The following is a 19,675-nucleotide window of genomic DNA, read 5'->3' on the forward strand; positions in this document are numbered from 1 at the left end:
GCTGTGCCCCGGGAAACGGCCGGCTTTCCCGTCGTCGTGACAGCGGTTGAACGGTCGCGCCGCCACTCGCTGAACCTGTAGCCGCCTGCTGACGGCGTACATCGAGATCGCTCTTGGCAACGCCGCGCACCTCGCCGCCGCCCCGTCGCCCGGGACCGTTGACGGGCCGGCGCGGACGCGTCGGCCGCGGCCGCCACCATCAGTCCCGCAGCCGCCGCGATCGCGGCGATGACCGCGGGACGTCGGGCGGGGCGAGGTCGGCAGGCGGGGACGGCCGGACAGCTTGTAATGCTCAAGTAATGGCGGCTGTCTAGCGTCCGGGCTCCCCGTTCCGTTCCTGGAGGAGTGCAACGATGAGCGTGCCCCGACCACCCCGGCGCAGAGCCGCCATATGGGCGGCGGCCTCGCTGTCCGCAGCGGCCGCCCTGCTGGCCAGTCCCCTGACCGCCTCCGCCGACACCGCCACGAAGGCCGACACCGGCGCCACGGTGGACAGCGCGCTGACGAGTGCCGTGAAGGGTGGCAAGGAGGCCACGTTCTTCGTCGTCCTCAAGGACCGGGCCGACCTGGCGACCGCCAAGAAGCAGAAGACGCACGCCAAGGCCGCCACGGCCGCGTACAAGGCGCTGCGGACGGCCGCCGAGGACAGCCAGAAGTCGCTCACCTCCTTCCTCGACAGGAAGAAGGTCGGTCACCAGGGCTACTGGATCGCCAACACGGTCCAGGTCACCGGTGACCAGGCCCTCGTCGACGAGCTCGCGAAGCGCTCGGACGTGGAATCGATCGTCAAGCGGCACGCGTTCAAGCTCGACGACGTCGAGACCGACGACAGCAAGGCCACGGCATCGCGCACCGCCTCGTCCGCGGACGGCGACGAGACCCCCGAGTGGGGCATATCCGACGTCAAAGCCGATCAGGTCTGGGACCGGTACGACGACCGCGGCGAGGGCATCGTCATCGCCAACGTCGACTCGGGCGTCCAGTACGACCACCCCGACCTGGTCGCGAACTACCGCGGCAACAACGGCGACGGCACCTTCAGCCACGACTACAACTTCTTCGACCCGACCGGCGAGTGCGGCGCCGGCGGTGACCCGTGCGACAACGCCGGCCACGGCACCCACACCATGGGCACGATGGTCGCCAGGAACGGCATCGGGGTCGCGCCGAACGCGAAGTGGATCGCCGCCAAGGGCTGCGCCTCGGACATCTGTTACGACGACGACCTGCTGGCCGCCGGTCAGTGGATCCTCGCGCCGACCGACCACAACGGTCAGAACCCGCGCCCGGACCTCGCTCCGAACATCGTGAACAACTCCTGGGGCTCCGACGACAAGAACACCCCCATGTACCAGGACATCCTCGATGCCTGGAACGCGGCGGGCATCTTCGAGGCGTTCGCGGCCGGCAACGACGGTGACGGAGTGACCTGCTCCACGACCCACCCGCCGGGCTCGATGAACTCGTCCTACGGTGTCGGCGCCTACGACGCGAACGGCAAGATCGCCAGCTTCTCCGGCTTCGGTCCCTCGCCGATCGACGGCACGGCCAAGCCGAACATCTCCGCGCCTGGCGTCAACATCACGTCGACCTGGCCCGGTTCCTCGTACAACACCATCCAGGGCACGTCGATGGCTACCCCGCACGTCGCAGGTTCGGTGGCGCTGCTGTGGTCGGCGGCCCCCTCGCTGATCGGCAGGATCGACGAGACCCGCGCGCTCCTGAACGAGGGCGCCCGTGACGTCGAGGACACGCACTGCGGCGGCACCGCCGGCATGAACAACGTCTGGGGTGAGGGCAAGCTCGACATCCTCGCCTCCGTCGACAAGGCCCCGCACACCGCGGTGACGGTCTCCGGCAAGGTCACCGACAAGGCCACGGGCGCCGCGCTGCGGGGCTTCACCTTCCAGGCCACCGGCGGCCGCCAGGTCACCACCGGCGCCGACGGCTCGTACCGGCTGACGCTGCCCGCGGGCACGTACGACTTCACGGTCAGCGGCTACGGCTACACCGGCAGGACGGTCTCCGGCGTCACGCTGACGACCGGCACGCCGCTCACCCAGGACGTCGCGCTCGACGCGGTCCCGAGCCACGCCGTCACCGGCACCGTCCTCGACGTCACGGGCAAGCCGCTCGCCAAGGCGACCGTCTCCCTGCCGGGCGTCCCCGTCGACTCCGTCACGACCGGCACCGACGGCACGTACACGTTGCCAGAGGTCGCCGAGGGCGCGTACAACCTGAGCGTCACGCCCGCCGCCCCGGTCGTCTGCAACGGCGCCTACGCCGGCAGGCTGGAGGTCGACGGCGCCGAGAGCGCCGACGTGAAGCTGCCGAACCGGACCGACGCGGGCGGCACCTACTCCTGCGCCCCCGTCGCCTCCTCCTGGATCAAGGGATCGACCACCACCGGGCTCACCGGTGACGAGGACGCCAGGACGATCAGCCTGCCGTTCCCCGTGACGTACTACGGCGTGAAGTACACCAGCGCCTCCGTCACCACCAACGGTCTGGTCAACTTCCTCCAGCCGCGGCTTGGCGACTACGCCAACACCGCGCTGCCCACGGCCGCCAGGCCCAACGGCGTCGTCGCCGCCTTCTGGGACGACCTGGTCCTCGACAAGAAGTCGAGCGTGCGGACCGCCACCACCGGCAGGAGCGGTGCGCGGAAGTTCGCCGTCGTCTGGAACAACGCCTCCATCGCAGCGGACAGCTCGGTGCGCATCTCCTTCGAGGCCGTCTTCGACGAGGCCACCGGCGCCGTCACCCTGCAGTACAAGGGCATCGGCACCAGCGCCCTGCAGCGCGGCAGCTCGGCGACCACCGGCATCGAGAACCAGGCCGGCACCGACGCCCTCGGCACCTCCTTCAAGCAGACCGTCCTCAGCGACGCGACCGCCATCCGCTTCACCCCGAAGGGCGCCTGATGAGAAACATCAACCGGCGGGGCCTGCGCCTGGCCTCCGTACTGATCGCCTCCGGGCTCGCGCTGACCGTCGCCCCGGCCGTCCACGCCGACGACAACGGTCTCCTGACGCTCTCCGAGAGCCAGGCCGAGAAGCTGGTCCAGCACTCCATGCCCGACGTCTACGGGGACGGCGGCAAAAGCCTGGAGCAGGCCACCGAGGACGCCGGCACCGGCGACAGCTCCACGGCCGACGGCGGGGCCGACGCCGCCTCGCCCTGGAATCTGACCAAGAGGTCCGGCGTCGAGGGCGCGCAGGGCATGGCGCAGACCTTCCCGGTCGGCGGCTCGAAGGGCGACTACTTCACCGTCAACAGCCTCACCCCGATCCAGCGGGTCGGCGCCGACGGCAAGCGGCTGTGGTCGCGCGACTCGACGTCCCTGGACTCGGACTGGCAGGTCACCCCGACCCCCCGTGCCGTGAAGGAGCCCTACCCGGCCGCCGTGGTCATGGGCTTCAACGCGATCGACCCGTTCTCCCCGACCTCGGACAACGGTGTCGCGACGGGCGACCTGACCGGTGACGGCGTCGACGACATCGTCTTCACCGCCAAGTCCGGCGTGAACCCGTACCGGCCCTTCACCTCGCCGGGCTCCTCGCTGCCCAACGGCACCTTCGTCACGATCCTCGACGGCGCCACCGGCAGGACGCTCTGGTCGAAGCTGTTCGCCGCCGCCTACAACATCAAGCTGGTCGGCAGGACCCTGGTCGTCGCGGACTCGGCGTACGACAACCAGAACTCCCCGGCGGGCTCGAAGACCACGCTGAACGGCTTCCGCTTCGACCACGCCGACGGCACGCTCACCCCGTCGCAGACCTGGACGTACGACGCCGGCACCTACACCGGTGTCCAGTGGGGCGCGCTGGAGCCGATCGGCGGCGGACTGCTCGCCGCCTCCTGGAACCAGGCCAAGCGGTACGCGCCGGACGGGGTCGGCAGCGGCCACACCCTGGTGATCGACACCAAGGACGGCAGCGTCAAGTGGGCCAGGAGCGGCAGCCTCTACGTGCGTCAGCTGCACCTGGACGCCGCGCGCGGCCGGATCGTCGCCCTGGAGCAGTCGGACTACGCCGACGGCGTGAAGTACGAGATCAGCAGGTACGCGCCCGGTGACGGCACCCGCACCTCCCTCAGCGAGCGGATCAACGCGTTCCCGCTCGACCTCGAGGTCGGCGACATCCAGGGCGGCTCCAAGCCGGAGTACACGGTCAGCGAGTCGACCCTCGACGACAGCCTGTCGATGAACACCAACAGCGTCCGCGCGCTGAACGGCGACGACGCGGGTCTGCTGTGGGCCCGCACCCTCAAGCGGTCCGAGGAGGAGGCCGACGGCGATCTGGCCTCGGTCTGGCGCGTCCAGGCGGTCGACGGCAGGATCATCGCCTCGGCCATGGACGACAAGGACCGGCGGACCGCCGAGAACCGCTACATGAACCACTACGCCCGGATCACGGCGTTCGACGGCGCCGACGGCGACGTGAAGTGGGAGAAGCGCGGCACCGTCGGCTCGATGCTGGGCGGCCAGCTGTTCAAGAAGAACGGCGACTGGCGGCTGCGCACCACGGACATCGACCAGAACGTCCGCACGTACAGGATCGGCAACGGCAAGCAGGAGAGCGTCCAGCCGATCGAGGGCATCCCCTACACCGCCGTCGCGACGGACATCAACAGGGACAAGAAGCAGGACCTCGTCGTCGGCGGTTCCTCCGACGGCCTGTACGCCTACGACGGCCCGTCCCTGGTCTCCGGCACGCCCAAGCGGCTGTGGACGTCGACGATGCCCGGCCGGGTCGTGCAGGTCGTCAAGGCCGACACCACCGGCGACGGCCGCGACGAGCTCGTCGTCGCCGCCAGTGAGGCCGTCGCGATCGTCGACGCCCGTACCGGCAGGGTGCTCACCACCATCAAGGCCGCGGCCGGCGAATACGTGCGCAACGTCGTCGCGTCGGACCTCGACGGTGACCGTGCTGCGGAGATCGCCGTGGCGACCGACAAGGTGCGCGCCTACGAGGGCAACGGCTCCCTGAAGTGGGAGTACGCGGTCCCGTCGGAGATCGGTACCCCGGCGTTCGCGGACCTGTCGGCGAGCGCCGGCAAGGTCTACGCCCAGTACCAGACCCGCGGCAGGACCCCGACCGCTCCGGTCGCCGTCGGCGGCGTCGCCCTGAACGGCAGGAACGGCAAGGCCGCCTGGAACTTCTCCCCGAAGGCGCCCGCCGGGACCACCGGCGACGTGCTCGGCATCCCGCTGCGGGCCGGCACCTTCGCCTCGAAGGACATCCCGTACGCCGACGGTCACGCCGTGGTCTTCACCTACGTCGTCCGCGGGGACTCCGAGCAGACACCGCCGAGCCAGCTGACCAACATGGTCCAGATCCGCGACGGCCGTACCGGCGAGCTGCTGCACGAGCGCAAGGCGGGTGGGTACGCCACGCTCGCCAACTGGCTCACCGGTCCCGACGGACTGACCGAGGCCAGCCTGGTATCGCTGCGCACCGACGGGCCGAACGGCAAGGAGTACAAGGTGAACACGCTGGCCGAGGTCCGCAGCTCGTCCTTCGCCACCGGTCCGGACGGCGCCCGCCTCGTGGTGTCGAGCGGCACCCAGGTGCTGAACCTGTACCCCGCCTCCGTCCTGACGTCGGGTGTGAACTACCCGGCGGCCTCCGTCTCCACCGGCATGACCGGCTCCCGGGAGCACTTCGTGGCCGACCTCGACGGTGACGGGAAGGACGAGGTCGTCCTGCTCGCCTTCGACGACTACGGCACCGACCGCACCGCCGGCCTGGTAGGCAACGAGGTATCCGGCCGGTACACGGCGATCCGCTCGACGGCCACCTGGACCATCGACAAGGCCTGACGGTCCTCACCCCCTGAGTACGACGGACCCGTAACGGCGCGGGCCCGTCGTGCCGGCCCCCTGGGCTTTGCCCAGGGGGCTCTCACCTTGTCGGGCTACAGTGGCTGCCCAATGAACGCGCAGCCCACCCCGCCCGGCGCCGGACCGGATGCGCCGCTGCTGCGCCTGCATCTGCTCGGCGGTTTCCGTGCCACCCGCGACAGCGGTCCCGCACCCGCCGAACGCTGGCCCCGGCTGACCGGGCAGACGGTCGTCAAGCTGCTCGCCGTCTCCCCGGGGCACCGGCTGCAGCGGGAGCAGGTCATGGACCTGTGCTGGCCGGACGCCGGTCCGCAGACGGCACCCAACAACCTGCGCGTCGCGCTGCACGCCGCACGGCGGGCCCTGGAACCCGAGCTCGCGCCGCGCGCCACCTCGTCGTACCTCATATCCGACGGGGCGCTGTTGCTCCTCGACCCCGCCACCGTGTGGGTCGACGCGGATCACGTCGAGGAGGCCGCGCTGTCCGCGCTGGCATCCCGGGACGTGACCGGACTGGAGAACGCGATGGAGCGGTTCGAGGGCGGGCTCCTGCCCGAGGACCCGTACGCGAGCTGGGCCGATGCGCGGCGCACGCGGCTCACGGACCTGCAGGCCGAGGTGTGTCTCGCCCTCGCCACCACGCACCTGGCGCACGGGGACCTGCCGCAGGCCGCGGCAGCGGCCGAGCGGGTACTGAAGGCCAACTCCGCCGAGGAGGGAGCGCACCGGACCCTCATGGACATCGCGCTGCGGCAGGGGATGCGCCGTCAGGCACTGCGCCAGTACCACCTCTGCCGGGACGCCCTCGACGCGGAGCTGGGGGTACGCCCCGGGCCGGAGACCGAGCGGCTGCACCGGGCCGCGCTCACCACCGCCCCCGCGCCGACCGCCACCGGGCCCGCGCTGCCCGCGTCGCTGCGGGGGATCGCCGTGGCACCGCTGCACGGGCGGGACGACGCACTCCGCGGGCTCCTCGCCGGCGGCGGGCCGCCGGTGAGGCTGCTCACCGGCGAACCCGGCATGGGCAAGACCCGGCTGGTGGCCGAGGCGGCACGACGGGCCGCGGGCTCCGGAACGGCCGTGCTGTGGGGGGCCGGGCACGACGCGGAGGGCCACACCCCCTACGGGGCGTTCGCCGAGGCGCTCGACGGCTGGCTCGCCGAGCGGGGGGTGGCCGAACGCGCCCGGATCGGCGCCGAGTACCCCGACCTGGCCGCGTTCCTGCCGTCCCTGGGGCAGATCAGCGGATTCGGGGAACGCAGCCCCGAGGAGGAACGGGACCGGCTGTTCCGGGCGACCGCCGGGCTGCTCGGCGAGCTGACCGCCCACCGTCCGGTCCTGGTGGTCCTGGACGATCTGCACGCTGCGGACTCCGGCTCGTACCAGCTGCTGAGCCATCTGGCACGGCGGGCCGCCGGGCCGGGGAGCCGACTGCGGTTCCTGGTGACGTACCGCGAGGAGGAACTGCCGGACACCGACCCGCGGCGCGCGGACCTGACCCTCCTGGTGCGCCAAGGGCTCGCCGTGCCCCACGACTTGGAGAGACTCGGGAAGGACGCCTGCCTGGCCGTGGCCCGGGACGCGGTCGGTGCCGCCGCACCGCTGGACAGGGTCTGGGAGCTGTCCCTCGGCAATCCGCTGTTCGCCGTGGAACTGGCCCGCGCGCTCGCCGACACCCCCGAGGAGGGTGCCGCGCCAGAAGGCGTACGGCAGCTGGTGGCCGAGCGCCTCGCACGGCTCGACCCGGACGCCCGGCGCGTCGTCGAGGCACTGTCCGTCGCGGGCTCCGAGACGGCGTCGTCCGAACTGCTCGACGTCGCCGCGCAAGGCCTGCACCCGCCGGTGACCGGAGCCGCCGCGGCCGTCGCCCTGGAACGGGCGATCGGCGCCGCGCTCATCGAGGAGCGGCCCGTCGTGGTGTCCGGGCGGCATGTGCCCGGCCTCGCCTTCCGCCATCCGCTGGTCCGCCTCACCTGCTACGAAGGACTCACCTCCGTAAGGCGTATGCAGCTGCACGGGGCGTTCGCGCAGGCGGTGCGGCAGCGTAGGCCCGACGCCGTCGATACGCTCGCCTCGCACTTCACGCGGGCCGACGACCCGCTGGCCGCCGAATATCTGCGGCTCGCGGCGGAGCGGGCCTCGGCCCTCTACGCCAACGACACCGCCGACCGCTACTACCAGGATCTCGTGGTCCGCCTCGATGTGGACGCGGCCCGCACCCGGCTCGCGCACGCCCAGGTGCTGCGCCGTATGGGCCGGTTCGACCGGGCGGCCGAGGCGCTGCGGAGCGCGCTCGACGAGTTCGTACGGCGTGACGACCACGACCGCGCCGTGCTGGCCGCGGGATATCTGGCCGAGAGCCTGGTCAGGGCGAAGGAATCCGCCGCCGGCCGGCAGGTCCTGCACGGGCACCGGGCGACCGCGGACACCGCGCCCGAACCGGCAGCCGTCCACCACCTCGCCCTCTCCCTGGTCTGCTGCTACGAAGGAAGGTACGACGACGGGTACGCGGCCGCCCGCCTGGCCCTCCCCGCCGCCGAGCAGGTGCCCGGCGCGGCGGGGCAGGGGTTGCTCGCCCGTGCCTACACCCTGCTGGCCAGCAATCTGGGTCTGGCCGGCCACTTCGAGCGGGCCCGCGAGGCCGGCGACCGGGCGCTGGAGCCCGCCGAGGCGTACGGCGACCCGCAGCTGCTCGGCACGGTGCTGTCGACGCTGCGGGAGAACGCCCGGCGCGCCGGGCGGCTGCACGAGGCCGTCGGCCTGGGCAGGCGCGCCCTCGACCTCGCCGAGCACTCCGGGGATCCGGCAGCCATCGCGTTCGAGCGGGCGAACCTGGCGGAACTCCATCTGCTCCTCGAGGAGACGGCCCCGGCCGCGGCCCTCGCGGACGCCGCGGTGACCGGCGCCGAGGCGGACGGCAGCTGGTGTCTCCCGTACGCCCTGACAGCACAGGCCCGCGTACTGCTGCGCACCGGCGACCTGTCGGGCGCCGTGGCTGTCCTGGACCACGCCGAGCGGATCGCCACCACCCTGGAGGACCGCCAGGCCGCGTACGAGGTGAGCACGGCACGCGCCGAACTCGCCCTGCTCGCACATCGCCCGGACGAGGCGCTGGCCGTACTCGACGGCCATGCCACCGCCGCGCCGGCCCTGACCGCCTGGGCCCACCTCCTCGCCGGTCAGGCCGAGCCGGCACTCCGCATCGCCCGCGCCGAGACGGAACGTGCCGCCCGCTCCGGAGAGCGCCTCGCCGAGGTGGAGGCCCGCACGGCACTCGGCGCCTGCTTGTCGCGCCTGTCCCATACGCAGGAGGGCGAAGCGGAACTGGCGCACGCCTCATCGCTCGCCACCGCACTGCCCTACCCGGCCTGGGCCGGACGCCTGGGACGGGCCCGGAAGCTGCTGGGCGGGACGAACACGTCGACGCGGCCGTAGCGCCTGCTGCCCGAGGGCCCTCACACGGATGGGCGACTGAGCCGGTGACCGACGAGGACACGCCGCAGGATGCCGATCGTGGACGCCGACGGTCGGGCGGCCGTGCCACAACGCGCCAGCAGGGGCGGTGAACAGCGGCCGGTAGCGGACCCGACGATTGCGGCCAGAACCACCCCTCGGACATTATTTCCGCAGTTCCGACGCCGTCTGAGCGCTCAAGTGCCGGGTAATTCCCAAGCCCGGAGCGCGAGTTGGATTCTCGTCACCCGCTCCACGATGAAGGCCCTGGTCGGAGACCAGGGCCTTGTTTGTTGTCCGGCCCATGGATCCCGGGCGTGCGGGACGCCGCGACGGCTCAGGTCGTGGTGCGGAGCAGCGGTAACGCCGGGACCGAGGCGACTCCGAGTGCCAGCGTCACGGTGGCGGCGGCGACGGCGGGCAGGTGGTCCGGGAGCATGAGGATCACGGTCCATGGCTGGGTCTCCCCCCCCCAGACGAAGCGATCGAATCTTTACCCGCAGTCCACGAGAACGTCGCAGAATGATCACCTCGTGATGCTTTTGTAATCAACCTTGCTGTGTTTCAAGCCAGTTGAGGCGCGATCCCACGCAGCGCGAAGCTCTTCCCGGTTTCCCGCGCGGGACGCGTCCACGGCCTGACGGATGCGGCCGACCCGGCCGCGCGCCCGATCGCCGGGCACCCCGGCTTGACGTGGCCTTTTGGTGAGGATCCTGCAACTCAACCCGCCTTTTCGGAACCGATCTTGCTGAGACAGAACCCGGACATGCGCAGGATCATTTCGCGATCGCCCCGGTCCTAGTGTCGTCAGTGAAAGCAGGAAGCACCGAACCGAAAGCCGCTGGAGATCATGATGCGTTCCCGCCTCGCCGCCCGTTCCGCCCGTCTCGTCCTCGCCGCTGCGGCCGTGACGGCCCTCGCCGCCACCTCGACCGCCTGCAGCGCGGACGATGCCGCGGACACCAGCAGTTCCTCGGCTCCCTCCGCCGGCAGCGGCAAGAGCGGCAGCTCCTCCTCCGGCGAGAGCCTTTCCAGCGCGTCCGGTTCCAGCGGGTCCTCCGCCTCCGACGGCTCCGATACCAAGACCGAGGCCTCCGGCGGCGGCGACAAGAGCGGCTACGGGCAGTCCTGCGGCACCAACGACCTGGACTTCACGGTCACCGCGGAGACCCAGGCCGGCGGTTACTACCTGGTCACCGCGAAGGCCAAGTCGGGTATCACCTGCTACCTGGACGTCAACACCCCGAGCGTCTCCTTCGGCTCCGGTGCCGAAGGCGTCGCCTCCCCGGTCGGGCAGGGTGGCGAAGACCCCATCAAGCTCACGGGCTCCGCCGTGGCCTACACCGGTATCAGCCCCAAGACCACCGACACCGATGGCGGCGTGGAATTCGAGAACGTCATCATCGCCGTCACCAACGACGACCCGAACCCCGCCGAGCTCGCCCTTCCCGACACCGCCACCGTCGACAAGCCCATCGTCACCAACTGGGCCACCGACCGCTCCGAGGCCGTCCCCGTCATCGTCTGAGGAAGTCCAGGACGAGCGGGCTCGCGACGGTGCGGAACTCCTCGAAATAGGCGTGACGTGCGCCCGGGATCATGTGCAGCCGGGCGCCGGGGATGCGGTTCGCGAGCAGCGGGGCGTTGGCGGCCGGGTTCAGCAGGTCGTCGCTCCCGTGCACGACCAGGGTGGGGGCGGCGACGCCCGGCAGGAGCGCCCAGGCGTCGTGCTGGTTGCTGGCCGCCAGATGGCCGCGCTGGGCGTGGGCGGGCATGCCCGGGTCGCCGAGTGTCCGGTAGGGGCCCGTGTGGGTCGCCAGCCAGGCCGGGGTGTACATCAGCTCCAGGAGGGCCTGGCGCGCCGCACCCGGTTGCCGCTGCACCAGCGACCTGCGTACGTCGTTGCCGCGTTCGATCCCGTGCGATCCGCCGGGTGACGTGCAGCCGAGAACCAGGGCGCGCACCCGATCCGGGTAACGGGCGGCGAGCTGCTGGGCCACGCGTCCGCCCATGGACGTGCCGTAGACGTCGGCCCGGTCGGCACCGAGGTCGTCGAGCACCGCGATGACGTCCTGGGCGAAGAGCTCCGTGCTGTAGGGCGTATCGGGTTTGTCGCTCTCCCCCGTGCCCCGGTAGTCGAGGGTGAGCGTGCTGCGGGCCGCGTGGAAGTCGTCGCGTACCCCGTCCCACCAGTGGTGGTTGTTCGCCTGGCCTGCCAGCAGGACCAGCGGGGCCCCCTCGCCCCGGACCTGGTAGGCGATGCGGACCCCGTCAGGCGTCGTCGCGTACGGCACTACTCGTCACCCGCTCCATGCAAAAGCTCCCGGCGCTGTCGTTGCCTAAGGTATGCGCATGCCCGAACAGCCGAACGACGTGTCGCCCGAGCTCTATCCGGAGCTGGTCGCGTCCGGTGGCCTGCCGGAAGCGCTGGATCGCGAGGCGGCCCGGCGCGGGCGTCGTACCGGCCCGCCGGATCCCGTCGAGGGGTACGGCCCCGCGGTCGCCGCGTGCTGGGCGCAGGGAGAGACACGGTTCGCCGTGTACGCAACCAACACCGAGGTACGCGAGTTCCGCATCCAGATCTCCGGGGACTCCGGACTGCATTGGGCCCTCTTCGGCAGCACCGACGACCTCGCGGTGGTCGAAGTCGTCCTGCACGCCGTGCGGGAGGGGGCATCGATCGGGCGACTGCGGCGCGAGTGGGCTCCGCTCGCGATGACCCCGATGGAAGCGGCCCCGCCGGGGAGGGTCGTCGCGACCGCCTGGCGGCTGACCCTGGAGCGCTCGCCCACGATCAGGCTGGGCAACGCCGAACTGGCCGAGGCCCTCTACGCACAGCCCGCCCTGCGCGTGTTCTTCCCGTTTCCGTCGCACGGGGCGTTCAGCCTTCTCAGCAGTACGGCCGATCCCTTCTACGAGGAGGTTCCCCGTGCGGAGCCGACCGTCGACGGACTGTGGAACGTGGTTCTCCGGTGGTCGCGGTGGTCACCACACGTTCCGGACCGTGTCATCGGATCCGGCCTCGACGCCCGCGAGGCGGCGGCGCTGATAGCGGCGAACGTTCCCGCGGGCAGTGGCCCGGCCGTCGAGGGAGGCTGGCCGCACCCGCCGCCTCCCGCGCCCCCGGTGGGTGACGTCGAGAGCTGACACCACCTCACCGGGCGGCGCCCGGCCGGATCAGAGGCGGCAGCTGATCTCCAGTCCGTCCTCCACGGGGAATGTGACGCTGTGGTAGCCGTTGGCCGCGTCGCGGACGTGGGCGAGATAGGGGGCGAGGCCGGCGAGGTCCACGTCGTCGGCGACGACGAGGGTGCCGGGAGAGATGTGCGGTTCGAGGAGCCGCAGTACGGGCAGGCAGAGGTCCTTCCACCCGTCGAGGAACACGAAGTCGACCGGCTGCCGCAGTGCGGCGAGCGTCTGCAGGGCGTCACCCTCCAGCACGGTGATCACGTCGTCGAGCCCGGTGGTGGCGAAGGTGTCGCGGGCGGAGGCCGCCTTCGTCCGGCTCATCTCCGTGGTGATGACCCGGCCCGCGCCGTTGTCGCGCACGGCGGCGGCCAGATGCAGGGTCGAGATGCCGTACGACGTGCCGAACTCGACGACGGTGGCCGGCTTGGTGGCGCGGATGAGGTTGTAGAGGAGTCTGCCGCCGTCGGCGGAGACGGGCATGTAGATGTCCTGGGCCGCATCGGCGAGTTCCTGTGCCGTCAGCGGCCTGCTGTCGTGGGCAGGGTCACGCGGTGGGCGTGCCTCGCTGTCGTCGTCACGGGCGGCGGCTGTGAACATGCGGGTCAGGGCGTCGGAGACGCGTGGTTCCGCGAGGGTGCAGGGGTACGTGGGCACGGTGCCGGCTCCTTCGATACGGGGCTACGGGTGGGGCTACTGGGGTCGTACAGGTGGGGACGCTCCGCGCGGGCGCACTGCGGGCGGAGCGGCCCGTGCGGGGTGGGGCCCGCCGGGCCGCCGACTCCTCAGGCCGTGTAGGCGCCTGCCTGGATGTCCGCGAGCAGGGCCGGCCCGGTGGGTTCCCAGCCGAGGAGCTGCCTGGTCGCGTTGCTGGACGCGGTCATCGTGGAGGCGAAGAAGCTCCCGACGAAGCCGAAATGGGCTCCGGCGTCCTCCGGGGCGACGGAGTCGGCCGGCAGGCCGAGGCTGTGGCCGATGGCCTCCGCGATCGCCTTGGTGGTGACGGCTTCCTCGGCGACGGCGTGCAGGCGTGTCCCTGCGGGTGCCCGCTCCATGCCGAGGCGGACGAGGCGGGCGGCATCGGCGCGGTGCACCGCCGACCAGGCGGCCGAGCCGTCGCCGATCCAGGCCGAGACCCCCTGCTCACGGGCAGCCGCGGTGAGGAAGTTGACGAACCCCCAGTCGCCGTGGCCGTGCACGCTCGGTGCGAACCGGGTGATGACGGTCCTCACGCCCTGGGACACGTAGTCCAGGGCGAGGTTCTCGCTGCCGCCCCGGTTGGAGTCCGGGCCGATGGCCGGGGAGACGTCGGCCTCCGTGGCGGGCCGGCCCTCGACGAGGCCGGAGAGGGGCGCGGCGACGACGAACGGGCGGTCGGTACCGGCCAGGGCGTCGCCGAGCGTACGGACCGCGGCGCGTTCCGAGCGGTCGGACTCGGCGGGGTTGCCCCAGTCGTGCTTGTTGGCCATGTGGATGACCGCGTCCGCCCGGTCGGCGCCTCGCCGCAGCGAGGCGAGGTCGTCCAGGTCGCCGCGGACGACACCGACGCCCTTGTCCGTAAGGGTCCGTTCGGCCTGGTCGGACCGGGCCAGGCCGATGACCTGGTGGCCCGCCGAGATGAGTTCGTCGACAACGGCGGATCCGATCCAGCCGGTCGCTCCAGTGACAAATGCACGCATGAGCGTGACCTCCTTGGTCCTGGGAAGGGCGTGTGAGGGGCAGGTGAGGGACGGAGATGCGGGAGGGGTACGGGAGACGGGGGTGGGAGACGGGGGCGGAGCTCCCTGAGCGCCGATCCGGCGCCGGGCCCGGTGGCGTGGACGCCCTTCGCTACCGAGGGGCGCCCCGGCGGGCACCGGCGACGACCACGGCGCCGGCCAGGACTACGACGAGGGCCGCGGCGCGCAGCGCGGTGTCGGCGCCGTGCACGAACGCCTCGGTGACGGCGGTGTGGTCGGCCGGGGCCAGTGTCAGTGCTTCCCGCACCGTGCGGGGGGCCGGCGTGTGTCGGCCCAGGCCGGCGGGCAGGTGGCGGGTGAACCCCGCCGTGAGGATGGTGCCGACGACCGCCACGCCCAGTGCGCTGCCCAGTTCACGGGTCGCGGACTGGATGCCTCCGGCGACGCCCGCTCTCTCCACCGGCAGGGCCGAAGCGATCTGGGCGGTCAGACAGGGCGCGGCCAGCATGATGCCGAGCCCGATGACGAACAGCCCGGCCGCGTACACGGGGTAGGCCATGATCGAGGCGTACGAGAGGCCGACCAGTCCTGCGCTGGTCAGTGCGAAGGCCGCGGAGAGTGTCGCGGGGGCACCGAGGCGGCGTATGAGCCCGGGAACGTAGCGGGTGCCCACCAGCATCGGGACCGTCAGCGGGATGATCCCGAGCCCTGCCTCCAGAACGGAGTAGCCACGCCCGTACTGCAGGAGTGAGGCGTTGACGTAGAAGAGTCCGAAGCTTCCGAAGAAGGTGAGCGTCATGCCGAGGGCGGCGCTGCCCAGTACCGGGTCACGGAACAGCCGTGGGTCGAGCATGGGGTGGGAGGTGCGCAGCTCGACCCGCACCCAGCACAGGCTCAGCAGAAGGCTGCCGGCGAAGGCGACGAGGACGACCGTGCTGCCCCAGCCCTTTTCGGGCCCTTCGATGATGCCGATCAGCAGGGCCACGACGGCTGCCACGAACAACAGCGTGCCGGGCAGGTCGAGGGTGCGCGCGTGCCGGGCGCTGCGGGGTGCGGACCGTGCCGCCCACACCGAGCAGCAGACCGCGAGGAGGGCTGCCGCCACGAACAGCGCGCGCCAGGAGCCCGCGCTCAGCACCGCACCGCCTCCGACGTTGCCGACGACACCGCCGATGCCGGTGGCAGCCGCCCAGACGGCCAGCGCGTGAGGGCGCCGCTCGGGGGCCGTGGCGTGCAGGAGGATGCCGACGCAGTTGGGCAGGACGCACGCGGCGCCGAGACCTGTGACGGCGCGCCCGATCAGCATCACCGCCACGTTCGGCGCCACGGCCGACACCACGGCGCCGAAGGCGAAGATGCCGAGCCCCGCGATGAGGACGCCCTTGCGGCCGAGCTTGTCGCCGGCCGCCCCGGCGGGGATGACCAGGCAGGCGAAGATCACGACGTAGGCGTCGACCATCCACAGCAGGTCCGACGAGGTCGGTCGCAGTGAACTCGCGGCAAGCTGCGGCACCGCCAGGTTGATCGCCGCGACGAATCCGACGACCAGGGCGGTGCACACGCTCACGCAGGCGAGCACCGGGCCGGAGCGTCGCGCGGGGCGCCGGATGCCCTCCGACAGGGGAGCTGTTGCTGCCATTGCTCTCGGTTCCTTCTGGGATCGCGGTACACGGAACACGGCCGGTCCCGGCCCGGCAGCCCCTTCCCGGGGCCGGGGAGGGGAGGACGGAACCCTTTACGAGACACCGTGCACCGCAAAGGTAACACATACGAGACACCATGCCTCGTATAAAGTGGACGGCATGGTGGATGGAAGTGGCCGCGGGCGGCCCCGCAGCGAAAGCGCACGCGCCGCCGTGCTGCATGCCGTCGACGACCTCCTGGTCGAGGTCGGATACGCGGCCCTGACCATGAAGGGCATCGCGGAGCGGGCGGGCGTGGGCCGTCAGACCGTGTACCGCTGGTGGTCGAACAAGGCGGAGGTCCTCTACGAGGCGAGCGCCATCGACGCCCGGCACGAGCTGTCCGTGCCCGCCGGCGACGACCCCCGCGAGGACCTCAAGGCGTATCTCGACGCCCTCGTCGCCTTCCTGTCCCGCTCCCACGCGGGCGCCGCCTACCGCGCCCTCATGGGGGAGGCCCAGCACGACCCGGACGTCGCCGCGCTGCTCGCGTCCCGCGACATCCTCGGGGAGAGCGCCGCAGCGGTCGTGGAGGAGGCCCGCAGGGCGAGCGGCACCGCCCTCTCACCGGAACAGGCGACCGCCCTCCTGATCGGCCCGCCCTTCTTCCACATCCTGTCCGGGCGCAGCGCGGACGCCATCGACACCGAGCAGCTCGCGGACCAGTTCGTACGCGCCCTGAGCCATCCGGGGACCTGAGGCGCCCAGGCCCCCGGGGGCGACCCGCCGCCATGCCGTCCCCCGGGCGGCTGATCGGCCGCGCCGGGAACAGCCGGGCCGACCGGCACGGTTGCACCGAGGGACCGGCGCCGGACTCGGCGGGGACACGGGGACCGCGCAGGTCGTACGTTCCCGGCAGGCTCCGGACCCAGGACGCGGTACGCCCGCCGCGCGCCCGGACCACGACGTAGTTCCGCAGGAGGACTGTTTTCATGACTGACCGGCCCTTGACGCTCATGGCAGTGCACGCCCACCCCGACGACGAGGCCACGGGCACCGGAGGAGTCCTCGCGCGGTACGCGGCGGAAGGGATCCGCACGGTGCTCGTGACCTGTACCGACGGCGGATGCGGTGACGGTCCCGGGGGCGTCAAACCGGGCGACCCCGGGCACGATCCGGCGGCCGTCGCCTCGATGCGCCGTCGTGAGCTGGAGGCGAGCTGCGACGTCCTGAAGATCAGCGACCTGGAGATGCTCGACTACGCCGACTCCGGGATGATCGGCTGGCCGAGCAACGACGCCCCCGGATCCTTCTGGCGGACCCCCGTGGAGGAGGGCGCCGCCCGGCTCGCGGAACTCATGCGGCACTACCGGCCCGATGTGGTCGTCACGTATGACGAGAACGGCTTCTACGGCCACCCCGACCACATCCAGGCCCACCGCATCACGATGGCGGCGCTGGAGATGACCGAGCTGACACCGAAGGTGTACTGGACGACGATGCCCCGCTCGGCGATGCAGCGGTTCGGGGAGACCATGCGCGAGTTCGGCGAGGACATGCCGGAGCCGGATCCCGCCGAGACCGCCGCGATGGCCGAGATCGGTCTCCCCGACGAGGAGATCAGCACCTGGGTGGACACCACCGCGTACAGCGGCCAGAAGTTCGACGCGCTGGCCGCACACGCCAGCCAGGGCGAGAACATCTTCTTCCTCAGGATGGGCAAGGAGCGGTTCGGCGAGCTGATGGGCGTGGAGACCTTCGTACGCGTCAAGGACGCCACCGGTGCGGACGTACCCGAGAACGACCTCTTCGCCGGACTGCGCTGACCCGCCCGCCGATGCCGGGGCCGGCCCTGGCATCGCCTCCGACGACGCCGACCACCGCACCGGGTGAAACATTCTCCGTGGGTCACCGCATCTAAAGGGGGTGTAGGTGAGAGGGGGTGGCGGATGAGGCAGTCCAGGGAGGGCGCCTTCCGTGAGTTCGCGGAAGCCCGTATGGGACATCTGTTCCGTTCGGCGTGCCTGCTGACCGGCGGGGACACACACCTCGCCGAGGATCTCGTGCAGGAGACGCTCGGCAAGATGTACGCGGCGTGGGGGCGCCTGTCACGTGTCGGGAACCCGGCGGCGTACGCGCAGACCGTGCTCGTGCGGTGCTACCTCGGGCACCGGCGGCGCAGGTCGTCGGGGGAACGGCCGAGCGGTGAACTCCCGGACCGGGCGGGCGAGTCGGCCGGGGACGCCTCTCTGCGGATGACCCTCCTGGAAGCCCTGCGCGGTCTGCCTCCCAAGGACCGGGCGGTGATCGTGCTGCGCTACTGGGAGGACCGTTCCGTCACGGAGACCGCGGACGCGCTGCACGTCAGCTCGGCGGCGGTGCGCACGCGCAGCACCCGTGCGCTCGCCCGGCTGCGTGAGCAGCTCCAGGACACCATCGGCGAGCTGGCCGCGCACTGAGCCGGCCGGCCCCTTCTCTTCGTTCTTCTTTCCTTTATTCCTTTCCACAGATGTGGGGACGGTGGTGGTCGGCATGCCCGAAAACAGTGCTCATGAGGACCGGGACGCCTTCGAGGGCGGGCTCGGCGTGGCGTTGAAGCAGACCGGGGAGTCGTTCTCCGTCACAGGACGCCCGCTCGTGGACGGCGGGGTCACGCGCGGCCGGCGCCGGATGGTGCTGCGCCGTAGCGCCACGGTGACCGGGAGCGTGGCGGCGCTGGCCCTGATCGGGCTCGGCGGGTCGTTCGTCACCGGGGGCATCGGCGCTTCGCAGGGCGGCGGAAAGGGCTCGGCGGTGGGTGCGCGCGGCACCGGCGGGACGGCGACGGGCCCGTCCCCCGAACAACAGGTGTTCAGGACGCTCGAAGAACTGCTGCCGGAGGGGAAGCTCACGAAGGCGCCGAGCGGCCCCGGCCGGATCGCGGGAGCGGGGGCGGGGACGGTCCGGAGCACCTCGTCCTTGCCCTCTGCGGCCGTCGTGTACGACGACGACCATGGGAAGGCCGCCCTGTCGGTGGGCCTGAGCCGGCAGAGCACCAAGGAGCCGGCCGATGGCGAACTCGTCTGCCCGGACAAGAACCTCACCCCCCTCGAGTCCTGCTCCGCCACCCGGCTGACCGACGGGTCGCGCCTCGTGCTGTTCAAGGGCTGGGAGTATCCGGACCGGCGCGAGGAGACGCGGTGGTGGTACGCGGACCTGCTGACGCCCGAGGGCTACCGGATCTCGCTGCACGAATGGAACGCGCCCGAGGAGAAGGGCGCCCCGGTCAGCCGCCCCGCGCCGCCCCTGTCGCTGAACCGCCTGAAGCGACTCGCGCAGGCGGAGGAATGGCGTCCCCTCCTCGCATCGCTCCCCGAACCCGAGGCGCCCGCACCGGAGCAGCCCGCGGCGAAGGAGCTGAGCGGTGACGCGATCCTGAGCCGGCTGACCGAGCTGCTCCCCGAGGGCCTGACGGTGAAGGAGTCCGGGAAGCAGGAGGCGGGGTACGCGTACGTCGTGGTCGACGACGGCCGGGGCAGGAGCTTCGTGCAGATCAACGTCCAGCCGGGCATGTCCGATGTCGCGGCGGAGCTCTTCGGCTCCGACCCCGAGGTCCTGGAGGACGGGACGAAGGTCGTCACGCGTCAGGGCCCGGGCGAGAAGGGCGGTGCGGGCGTGAAGATGAACGAGGCGGACACCATCCGCCCCGACGGCCTGCGGGTGGTGATCTCCGCCTTCAACGCGCCGAACCAGAACGAGGCGGCCTCCCGGGAGGAACCCGCCCTGACGCCCGATCAGCTGAAGGAGATCGCCACGAGCACGGTGTGGCAGAGCTAGGGCGTGTTCCGAAAGCAGCGCCGCGTGTTCCGAAAGCAGCGCCTTCCGGATCAGGCTGGATCAGGGGCCTTCCT

At 71.7% G+C, this 19,675-nt stretch carries 13 protein-coding genes; 9 read left to right on the forward strand and 4 right to left on the reverse strand.

The window, feature by feature from the left end; all coding sequences use genetic code 11:
- Positions 1–353 precede the first annotated feature (353 nt).
- From ACZ607_RS25450 to ACZ607_RS25465, 4 genes are all read left to right on the forward strand, one after another.
- Positions 354–2,924 carry a S8 family serine peptidase gene (locus ACZ607_RS25450; protein ID WP_469738127.1) on the forward strand — a complete coding sequence of 857 codons (2,571 nt, stop codon included), beginning with the start codon at positions 354–356 and terminating at the stop codon, positions 2,922–2,924.
- Complete coding sequence (locus ACZ607_RS25455) at positions 2,924–5,824, forward strand: FG-GAP repeat domain-containing protein (protein WP_469738129.1); 2,901 nt, start codon at positions 2,924–2,926, stop codon at positions 5,822–5,824. The genes ACZ607_RS25450 and ACZ607_RS25455 overlap by 1 nt, the downstream gene beginning before the upstream one ends.
- A gap of 111 nt (positions 5,825–5,935) precedes the next feature.
- On the forward strand, positions 5,936–9,280 hold the full coding sequence (locus ACZ607_RS25460) for an ATP-binding protein (protein WP_469738131.1): 3,345 nt from the start codon (positions 5,936–5,938) through the stop codon (positions 9,278–9,280).
- Between the two features lie 868 nt (positions 9,281–10,148).
- Entirely contained in the window at positions 10,149–10,826 is a 678-nt protein-coding gene (locus ACZ607_RS25465) for a DUF4232 domain-containing protein (protein WP_469738133.1), read from the forward strand.
- Here the strand turns inward: ACZ607_RS25465 and ACZ607_RS25470 are convergent.
- Positions 10,816–11,592: an alpha/beta fold hydrolase gene (locus ACZ607_RS25470; RefSeq protein ID WP_469738135.1), complete on the reverse strand. Its 777-nt coding sequence runs from the start codon at positions 11,590–11,592 to the stop codon at positions 10,816–10,818. The genes ACZ607_RS25465 and ACZ607_RS25470 overlap by 11 nt on opposite strands.
- Positions 11,593–11,650: 58 nt before the next feature.
- Between ACZ607_RS25470 and ACZ607_RS25475 the strand changes: the two genes are divergently transcribed.
- Positions 11,651–12,445 carry a DUF6193 family natural product biosynthesis protein gene (locus ACZ607_RS25475; RefSeq protein WP_469738137.1) on the forward strand — a complete coding sequence of 265 codons (795 nt, stop codon included), beginning with the start codon at positions 11,651–11,653 and terminating at the stop codon, positions 12,443–12,445.
- A gap of 30 nt (positions 12,446–12,475) precedes the next feature.
- On the opposite strand, the gene ACZ607_RS25480 is transcribed toward ACZ607_RS25475, so the two are convergent.
- The 3 genes from ACZ607_RS25480 to ACZ607_RS25490 form a co-directional block, all read right to left on the reverse strand.
- Positions 12,476–13,141 (reverse strand): O-methyltransferase, encoded by a 666-nt coding sequence (locus tag ACZ607_RS25480; protein WP_469738139.1) that lies wholly within the window; start codon positions 13,139–13,141, stop codon positions 12,476–12,478.
- Positions 13,142–13,269: 128 nt separating this feature from the next.
- Positions 13,270–14,163: an SDR family oxidoreductase gene (locus ACZ607_RS25485; RefSeq protein ID WP_469738141.1), complete on the reverse strand. Its 894-nt coding sequence runs from the start codon at positions 14,161–14,163 to the stop codon at positions 13,270–13,272.
- A 151-nt stretch (positions 14,164–14,314) separates the two neighbouring features.
- Positions 14,315–15,802 carry an MFS transporter gene (locus ACZ607_RS25490; RefSeq protein ID WP_469738143.1) on the reverse strand — a complete coding sequence of 496 codons (1,488 nt, stop codon included), beginning with the start codon at positions 15,800–15,802 and terminating at the stop codon, positions 14,315–14,317.
- Positions 15,803–15,965: 163 nt separating this feature from the next.
- On the opposite strand from ACZ607_RS25490, the gene ACZ607_RS25495 reads away from it, so the two are divergent.
- From ACZ607_RS25495 to ACZ607_RS25510, 4 genes are all read left to right on the forward strand, one after another.
- Positions 15,966–16,544: a TetR/AcrR family transcriptional regulator gene (locus tag ACZ607_RS25495; protein ID WP_469738145.1), complete on the forward strand. Its 579-nt coding sequence runs from the start codon at positions 15,966–15,968 to the stop codon at positions 16,542–16,544.
- A 233-nt stretch (positions 16,545–16,777) separates the two neighbouring features.
- Complete coding sequence (locus ACZ607_RS25500; RefSeq protein ID WP_469738147.1) at positions 16,778–17,611, forward strand: PIG-L family deacetylase; 834 nt, start codon at positions 16,778–16,780, stop codon at positions 17,609–17,611.
- A 123-nt stretch (positions 17,612–17,734) separates the two neighbouring features.
- The gene (locus ACZ607_RS25505; RefSeq protein WP_469738149.1) at positions 17,735–18,244 is read left to right on the forward strand and encodes a SigE family RNA polymerase sigma factor; all 510 of its coding nucleotides are present in this window, start codon (positions 17,735–17,737) and stop codon (positions 18,242–18,244) included.
- Positions 18,245–18,317: 73 nt separating this feature from the next.
- On the forward strand, positions 18,318–19,601 hold the full coding sequence (locus ACZ607_RS25510) for a hypothetical protein (RefSeq protein ID WP_469738150.1): 1,284 nt from the start codon (positions 18,318–18,320) through the stop codon (positions 19,599–19,601).
- Positions 19,602–19,675 lie beyond the last annotated feature (74 nt).

The organism is Streptomyces sp. NPDC104381 (assembly GCF_055583745.1).

What these genes read in the sequence shown, in the direction of transcription:
- ACZ607_RS25475 (WP_469738137.1), top strand. Translation starts at nt 11,651, where the DNA reads ATGCCCGAACAGCCGAACGACGTGTCGCCCGAGCTCTATCCGGAGCTG.
- ACZ607_RS25490 (WP_469738143.1), bottom strand. Translation starts at nt 15,802, where the DNA reads ATGGCAGCAACAGCTCCCCTGTCGGAGGGCATCCGGCGCCCCGCGCGA.
- ACZ607_RS25450 (WP_469738127.1), top strand. Translation starts at nt 354, where the DNA reads ATGAGCGTGCCCCGACCACCCCGGCGCAGAGCCGCCATATGGGCGGCG.
- ACZ607_RS25495 (WP_469738145.1), top strand. Translation starts at nt 15,966, where the DNA reads ATGGTGGATGGAAGTGGCCGCGGGCGGCCCCGCAGCGAAAGCGCACGC.
- ACZ607_RS25500 (WP_469738147.1), top strand. Translation starts at nt 16,778, where the DNA reads ATGACTGACCGGCCCTTGACGCTCATGGCAGTGCACGCCCACCCCGAC.
- ACZ607_RS25510 (WP_469738150.1), top strand. Translation starts at nt 18,318, where the DNA reads ATGCCCGAAAACAGTGCTCATGAGGACCGGGACGCCTTCGAGGGCGGG.
- ACZ607_RS25485 (WP_469738141.1), bottom strand. Translation starts at nt 14,163, where the DNA reads ATGCGTGCATTTGTCACTGGAGCGACCGGCTGGATCGGATCCGCCGTT.
- ACZ607_RS25460 (WP_469738131.1), top strand. Translation starts at nt 5,936, where the DNA reads ATGAACGCGCAGCCCACCCCGCCCGGCGCCGGACCGGATGCGCCGCTG.
- ACZ607_RS25505 (WP_469738149.1), top strand. Translation starts at nt 17,735, where the DNA reads ATGAGGCAGTCCAGGGAGGGCGCCTTCCGTGAGTTCGCGGAAGCCCGT.
- ACZ607_RS25455 (WP_469738129.1), top strand. Translation starts at nt 2,924, where the DNA reads ATGAGAAACATCAACCGGCGGGGCCTGCGCCTGGCCTCCGTACTGATC.
- ACZ607_RS25465 (WP_469738133.1), top strand. Translation starts at nt 10,149, where the DNA reads ATGATGCGTTCCCGCCTCGCCGCCCGTTCCGCCCGTCTCGTCCTCGCC.